Origin of the sequence: Streptomyces monomycini, from assembly GCF_022271435.1 — a bacterium.
In the GTDB taxonomy this organism is placed as follows: Bacteria; Actinomycetota; Actinomycetes; order Streptomycetales; family Streptomycetaceae; genus Streptomyces; species Streptomyces monomycini.
This window is the reverse complement of record NZ_JAFIQY010000052.1, coordinates 50,502-57,764: the sequence shown is the minus strand read 5'-3', so window position 1 is coordinate 57,764 and position 7,263 is coordinate 50,502. Positions and strand designations below refer to the sequence as shown.

Here is a 7,263-nt window from a genome sequence, read left to right as displayed (position 1 = left end):
TGAGCGCGGTGCAGCCCAGCGACTGCGCGAAGTCCGCGGCCACCTCCACATTGGCCCGGAACCGCTCGGACTCCTCCCCGGGAATCGACAGGGCACCGCGGTCGGGGCCGGGCAGCTGCCCGGCGTAAAAGTTCAGCCCCACCAGCTGGGTGCCCGCAGCGCGCAACGCCTCGCGCAGCGCGTCCAGCTCCTGCCGCGCGGGCCCCGGGGCGTCCACCCAGGGCCACCACAGCTCCACCGCGCCGAACCCGGCGGCCGCGGCCGCCGCCGGACGCTCCAGCAACGGCAGTTCGGTGAACAGGATCGACAGGTTGACGTTGAAACGCGCGTCCGAGAAGCCCATGCCGGGCCGTCCTTTCGTGAAGCGGGGTCTTGCGTGGAGCGGGGTCTTACGTGGAGCGAGGTCTTGCGTGGAACGAGGTCTTCCATGGAACGGAATGCGGAAGCAGAGCAGTCGGGAGGTACTGGGCGAGGGCCCCCGCCCCCACCCGCCCCACCCGGCCCGGCCCGGCTCAGCGCATCGGCACGACGGCGGTCGGCGCGTGACCGGGCTCGGTGGCCACATCCTCGAACTCGTTGACGCTGCCGATGTCGGTGCCGCTCATCGCGATGTTGGTGACCCGCTCCAGGATCGCCTCGACGACCACCGGGACCCGGTGCTCGGCGGCCAGCTTCTTGGCCTCCTCGAAGGCGGGCAGCAGCTGGTCCGGTTCGGTGACGCGGATCGCCTTGCAGCCCAGCCCCTCGGCGACCTTGACGTGGTCCACGCCGTAGACGCCGAGTTCGGGGGTGTTGATGTTCTCGAACTCCAGGGTGACCTGGTAGTCCATGTCAAAATTGCGCTGTGCCTGGCGGATCAGGCCCAGGTAGGAGTTGTTCACCAGCACGTGCACGTACGGGATGCGGTGCTGGGCGCCGACCGCCAGCTCCTCCAGCATGAACTGGAAGTCGTAGTCGCCGGAGAGCGCGACCACGCTGCCGTCGGGGTCGGCGGTGGCGACGCCCAGCGCGGCCGGGATGGTCCAGCCCAGCGGCCCGGCCTGGCCGCAGTTGATCCAGTGGCGCGGCTTGTAGACGTGCAGCATCTGGGCGCCGGCGATCTGCGAGAGGCCAATGGTGGTGACGTACCGGGTCTCGGGCCCGAAGGCGCGGTTCATCTCCTCGTACACACGCTGCGGCTTGAGCGGCACGTTGTCGAAGTGCGTACGGCGCTGGAGCGTGGCCTTGCGCTGCTGGGCGGAGGCGGCCCACGCGCCGCGGTCGGGCAGCTCGCCCGCGGCCTTCTGCTCCTTGGCGACCTGGACGAACAGTTCCAAGGCCGCCTTGGCGTCGGAGGCGATGCCGTAGTCCGGGGCGAAGATCTTGCCGATCTGGGTGGGCTCGACGTCGACGTGCACGAAGGTGCGGCCCTGGGTGTAGACGTCCAGCTTGCCGGTGTGCCGGTTGGCCCAGCGGTTGCCGATACCGAGGACGAAGTCGGACTCCAGGAAGGTCGCGTTGCCGTAGCGGTGCGAGGTCTGGAGACCCACCATGCCCGCGTTGAGGCGGTGGTCGTCGGGGAGAGCGCCCCAGCCCATCAGGGTGGGGATCACGGGCACGCCGGTCAGCTCGGCGAACTCGACGAGCAGGTCCGACGCGTCGGCGTTGATGATGCCGCCGCCCGCGACGAGCAGCGGGCGCTCGGCGGCGTTCAGCATGGCGAAGGCCTTCTCGACCTGCTTGCGCGTCGCCTTCGGCCGGTGCACCGGCAGCGGCTCGTACGTCTCCGGGTCGAACTCGATCTCCGTCATCTGCACGTCGATCGGCAGGTCGATCAGGACCGGTCCGGGCCGCCCGGAGCGCATCAGGTGGAATGCCTGCTGGAAGACGCCGGGGACCTGGGCGGCCTCCAGGACGGTGGTGGCTGCCTTGGTGACCGGGGCGGCGATCGAGGCGATGTCGACGGCCTGGAAGTCCTCCTTGTGGATCACCGCGGTCGGTGCCTGGCCGGTGATGCACAGGATCGGGATCGAGTCGCCGGTCGCGGAGTACAGGCCGGTGATCATGTCGGTGCCGGCGGGCCCGGACGTACCGATGCAGACGCCGATGTTGCCGGGGCGGGCGCGGGTGTAGCCCTCGGCCATGTGGGAGGCGCCCTCGACATGGCGGGCGAGCGTGTGGTGGATGCCGCCCCCGGCCCGCAGCGCCGCGTAGAACGGGTTGATCGCCGCGCCCGGCACACCGAACGCGTCGGTCACGCCCTCGCGCTTGAGGATCTCCACAGCCGCACGGGCGGCGGTCATTCGAGGCATCGAGTACTCCTGCGTCGGCCGGTCGGGGTCGCGCTCCAGCCCAGGGCGAGAAGCGCGAGCTAAGCTCTTTCCGCATAGTGGAATACTTGTTTTACTCTGCGGAAGTAACGAAGAAAGTAGAGCGCCTTCTTCCCGCCGTCAAGGGATCGCCGTACAGAGAAGAACCCCGGCAGGCCGGTGCGACGAAGGGCGCGAAGGCGCGGCCGAGACGGGCCCGAGGGCATCGGCCCAAGCACCGGGACACGGCCCTGACCAGGCACGTTGAGCCGCTCATCCCCCTGTCACCCCTTTGCCGCCCCCCCACGGAGGAGACCGCACCAGAAGCCCGGCCTGATCCTGGACGCCCTGAACGGCAGCGGCCTGCACGTCGGCATCCGCAACCGGATCGACACGCCGGGCGCCTCGGCGGACGGCCTGCCGCCGCTGTCCGACCTGGCGGGGCTGCTCGTCTTGGGCGGCCCCGTGAACGCCGACAACACCACGGAGCACCCGGCGCTGAAGGTGGAGCGGGACCTCCTGGCAGACGCACTGCGGGCCGGCGTCCCGACGCTGGGCGCGTGCCTCGGAGCCCATCTCCTCACCCGCGCCCAGGGCCTGGCCGTACGAACCGGTGCCGAACTCGGCCGGGAAGCGAGGTCGGCTGGTCCGCGCTGGACGACGTGGACCGCGCCGACCCGCTCCTCGGCCCGCTGGCCGACGCTCCGGCCGTACTTCACCGGCACGACGGCCGCACCGTGCCCGCCCCGGCACCCGCGTCCTGGCCCGCACGGGCACCACGGAGTGCCAGGCGTTCCGCGCCGGCCCGGCTGCCTGGGGCATCCAGTTCCACCTGGAGGTCACGCCCGGTCTTCTGGACACGTGGCTCGCCGAACCGGCTTTCGCCACCAAGGCCACGGGCGCCCCCGGCCCCGACGCCACGGCTCGGTTGCGGGCCGACGCCCTGTCCGCGGCTCCCGCCCCGCGTCCCCCGGCCGAGCGGAGCCTGGCGCATCTGCGCGCCCTCTTCATGGAGCGCACGGGACTCTGATTCCCTACGGCCTCACAAGGCAGCGTCCCCGCGCCGCTCGTCGGCCCCGTCCCGGCCCGCTCCCCCGCCGAGCCACACCCCGATCACCTCGGACGCCACCGAGACCACCGACCGTCCGGTGGTGTCGATCACCGACGTGCCCGGCGGCTCCGGGCGCGCGAGGTCGGCGTGCTGACGGAGCGTACGGGCGAGCTGGTCCGCCGCCCCGGACCCGATCTCCCGGCCGCGGACCCGGCGCTCCAGGGTGGGCGCGTCGGCGGTCAGCCGTACGGAGGTGATGCCGGCGTCCGGCACGGCGTCGGCGATCCACGCCACCTCCCGTTCCAGCGTGACGAACACGCCCGTCAGGATCAGCCGGGTGTGGCCGACCGCGGCCAGGTTGGCCCAGAGTGCGGCGAGGTTGCGGCGGGACAGCTCGCCCGGCCCGAGACCGGGCGGCGGCCAGGGGTGCACCTGGTCCAGCTGGTCGGTGTCGATCAGGGCGTGCGGGACGTCGGCGCGGCCGAGCTGGTGGGACACCTCGTACGCCGTCGTGGACTTGCCGACCCCGGCGGCGCCGCACAGGACCAGGATTCCCGTCGTGGGCTGCATCACCGCCCATGGTGAGCCGTCAGCACCCGCCTCGCCGGCGAATTCGCCGGCCTGAGAAGGTGTGCCCGGGCCCTGGTCGCGCCGCGACGCGCCCCGGGCGGCCCGCGTCCGCAACCGCCCCGGGCCCGCCGCCCGCATCCGACGAGTTGGAGGGACGACCGTGCGCAACGCCGTGGTCACGCCGGAGGGCGACCGTATCCGCTGGGCCGAACTGCCGGGCGCGGAACCGGTCCGGGTCCATCTGCACGGCCTCGGCGCCACCTCCCCCGCCTACTTCACCGAGACCGCCGCGCACCCGCTCCTGGTGGGCCACCGCTCCCTCCTCCTGGACCTGCTCGGCTTCGGCATCAGCGACCGGCCCACCGGCTTCCCGTACACCCTGGAGGCGCACGCCGACGCGGTCGCCGAGGCGCTGCGCGCCGCCGGTGTGCGCGCGGCGGACGTGGTCGGCCACAGCATGGGCGGCTCGGTGGCGATCGTGCTCGCCGCCCGTCACCCGGACCTGGTGGCACGACTCGTCCTGGTGGACGCCAACCTCGACCGGATCGAGCCACGGCACGGCGCCTCGGGCAGCGGCGGCATCGCCGCGCTCTCCGAGGAGGAGTTCCTCGCGGGCGGCTGGGAGCGGATACGGGACGCCGCGGGCGCGCACTGGTGGTCCACGATGCGGCTGGCCGGCCTGGAGGCGCTGCACCGCAGCGCGGTCCATCTCGCCCGGGGCAGCGAGCCGGTCATGCGGGAGCTGCTGATGAAGCTGGCGATTCCGCGTACGTTCCTGCTGCCCGCGGCCGACGGCCCGCTGCCGGGCGCCGGCGCACTGGCGGCGGCGGGCGTACGGGTGGTGCCGGTGCCCGACTGCGGGCACAACATCATGCTGGACAATCCGGAGGCGTACGTACGCGCGGTCGCGGCCGCCCTGGCACCGGAGGCGGGCCCGGCGCCCACCGCGTGACCGGGCCGGTCAGCGGCCGGGAATCCGGGTGCCCGGTAGCCGCCTCCGTGCGAAGATCCCTTCATGCACACCCCACACATATCCGCCGGCCGGCACCCGCGCCCGGTGCGGAAGGCCCATGACGCGTAGGCGCCCCGCCCAGGCCCGGGACGGCCTGGCACCCCGGCGGCCCGCCGCTTTCACGGTGGTCGACGGCCTCGACGCCGCCGCCCAGCTCGATGTCCGCAGGTTCGAACAGGCGCGCCTGGCGCCCGGAGCCGTGGCCAAGGCCCTGAAGAGCTGGCGGCAGCAAGTACGGCTGGCGGGCCGTTCTCCGACTGATACGACACCGTTCGGCTGCCCTTGCTGCTGCGACGGCGGGCACGGACGCACGGAACTGGAACTCGCGCTGCACGCCCTCCCCCGCCGCAGCGCGCGCCAACTCCGGGCCCTCGTCGAGCCCCTGGACCACATTTTCCTCTCCCGTACACTTCACGACCCGCACATGCCGGAAGACCTGCCCTGGTGGGATCGCCGTTGCTGAGGGGAAGACGTACGGCCGGACCGGGCCGGATTGACGCCGCCGAACGCGGCGTTGAGCTTCTGTTCATCGCCGTGTCGCAAGCTGGCTGTGCCGACGGCGCGGTGGTGCCGACGGGGGATGTTCCGTGCCGAGATGGGGCTGATGTCATGAACGTCGTTCAGGAACCGCTTCGCGTGCCCGCCGTGTCGTTACCGCGCCAGCTGCCCGCGGGCAGCGCCCGGTCGCTGCCGATGCTGGACGCGGTGGTGGAGGTGCTGCGCGCCGCCGGTGAGGATGTGCACGTGGTGTACTCCGCGCACGGTGACGTGTTCAAGGTCGTGCCACGACAGGACGCCGCCGCCTGAGCGGGCCGAAGCGCCGCGGTTCAGCCGTCGCCGTCGCGCAGCAGGACGTCGCGGCAGGCGGCGGAGAAGTCGCTGAGGCGGGCGTGCGCGTCCGCCCTGCCCACTGCGGTCGCCCTGTCCTGCCGGTCGCAGAGGGAACCGGGCCGAGCTGTCCCCGGCCGAGACCATCGCCCGGGTGGCGAAGACCCGGGCTGACCGGCTCAGCCGGGTCCGCGCCTTCCTGGGCAGCGCCGCGCAGCAGCGGGCGGCGCCCGCTAGCGGATCGGCACTCCCGCCACTGTCCGGGCGATGACCAGCCGCTGGATCTCGCTCGTCCCTTCAAAGATCGTGTAGATGGAACTGTCGCGGTGCATCCGCTCGACCGGGTACTCCCGCGTGTAGCCGTTGCCGCCGAGGATCTGCATGGCCTGGGCGGTCACCTTCTTGGCGGTCTCGCCGGCGAACAGCTTGGACATCGAGCCCTCGGCCGAGGTGAACGGCTTGCCCGCGGTGGCCATCCAGGAGGCGCGCCAGACCAGGAGGCGGGCGGCGTCGATCTGGGTGCGCATGTCGGCGAGCTGGAAGGCGACGCCCTGGTTGTCGATGATCGGGCGGCCGAACTGGACGCGGTCCTTGGCGTAGTCGAGGGCGACCTCGTACGCGGCGCGGGCGATGCCGACGGCCTGGGCTCCGACGGCCGGACGGGAGGCCTCGAAGGTGGCCATGGCGGCGTTCTTCAAGCGTTCGCCCCCGGGGTTCCTGGCCCGCTCGCGGGCCCGGGCCAGGCGCTCGTCCAGCTTCTCCTTGCCGCCGAGCAGGCAGTGGCCGGGTATGCGCACGTCCTCCAGGACGACCTCGGCGGTGTGCGAGGCGCGGATGCCGTGCTTCTTGAACTTCTGGCCCTGGGACAGGCCGGGGGTCTTCGGCGGGACGATGAAGGAGGCGTGGCCCTTGGGGCCGAGGTCCGGGTCGACGACCGCGACGACGACGTGGACATTGGCGATGCCGCCGTTGGTCGCCCAGGTCTTGGTGCCGTTGAGCACCCACTCGTCCTTGGCCTCGTCGTAGACGGCGCGGGTGCGCATCGCGGAGACGTCGGAGCCCGCGTCGGGCTCGGAGGAGCAGAAGGCGGCCACCTTCACGTCCGCGGCGTCACCGTACATCTGCGGGATCCAGGTGCCGATCTGCTCCTCGGTGCCGTTGGCCAGCACCCCGACGGCGGCCAGGCCGGTGCCGACGATGGACAGGCCGATACCGGCGTCGCCCCAGAACAGTTCCTCCATGGCCATGGGGATGCCGAGGCCGGTCGGGTCGAAGAACTGCTGGGCGTAGAAGTCGAGCGAGTACAAGCCGATCTTGGCGGCTTCCTGGATCACCGGCCAGGGGGTCTCCTCGCGCTCGTCCCACTCGGCGGCCGCGGGGCGCATGACGTCGGCGGCGAAGCCGTGGATCCAGTCCCTGACCTCCTTCTGCTCGTCGCTCAGCTCCATGGTGAACTCAGCCATGACCCCTCCAGCGCTTGCCTTCCCGGGACGGACTCCGGGCAGTGCCACGTC

Annotated in this window: 7 protein-coding genes; 3 read left to right on the top strand and 4 right to left on the bottom strand. The window is 72.2% G+C overall.

The genetic code is table 11. The annotated features are described in order from the left end of the window. The 3 genes from JXZ78_RS36145 to JXZ78_RS36135 all read right to left on the bottom strand — a co-directional run. Positions 1-343 (bottom strand): TIM barrel protein (locus tag JXZ78_RS36145; RefSeq protein WP_238783611.1); only part of this gene is annotated, 343 nt, incomplete at its 3' end. Between the two features lie 169 nt (positions 344-512). Next, positions 513-2,291: a glyoxylate carboligase gene (gene gcl / locus JXZ78_RS36140; RefSeq protein ID WP_030018646.1), complete on the bottom strand. Its 1,779-nt coding sequence runs from the start codon at positions 2,289-2,291 to the stop codon at positions 513-515. A gap of 1,039 nt (positions 2,292-3,330) precedes the next feature. Next, a complete protein-coding gene (locus tag JXZ78_RS36135; RefSeq protein WP_050502180.1) occupies positions 3,331-3,909 on the bottom strand; it encodes an ATP-binding protein in 579 nt (192 codons plus the stop codon). Positions 3,910-4,069: 160 nt separating this feature from the next. On the opposite strand from JXZ78_RS36135, the gene JXZ78_RS36130 reads away from it, so the two are divergent. From JXZ78_RS36130 to JXZ78_RS36120, 3 genes are all read left to right on the top strand, one after another. Then, positions 4,070-4,861: an alpha/beta fold hydrolase gene (locus tag JXZ78_RS36130; protein ID WP_030018649.1), complete on the top strand. Its 792-nt coding sequence runs from the start codon at positions 4,070-4,072 to the stop codon at positions 4,859-4,861. Positions 4,862-4,979: 118 nt separating this feature from the next. Continuing rightward, a complete protein-coding gene (locus tag JXZ78_RS36125; RefSeq protein WP_050502181.1) occupies positions 4,980-5,384 on the top strand; it encodes a hypothetical protein in 405 nt (134 codons plus the stop codon). 182 nt (positions 5,385-5,566) lie between these two features. After that, entirely contained in the window at positions 5,567-5,728 is a 162-nt protein-coding gene (locus tag JXZ78_RS36120; protein WP_238783610.1) for a hypothetical protein, read from the top strand. Between the two features lie 254 nt (positions 5,729-5,982). Here JXZ78_RS36120 and JXZ78_RS36115 read toward each other — a convergent pair whose 3' ends face one another. Then, entirely contained in the window at positions 5,983-7,212 is a 1,230-nt protein-coding gene (locus JXZ78_RS36115; RefSeq protein ID WP_030018651.1) for an acyl-CoA dehydrogenase family protein, read from the bottom strand. Between the last annotated feature and the right edge of the window lie 51 nt (positions 7,213-7,263).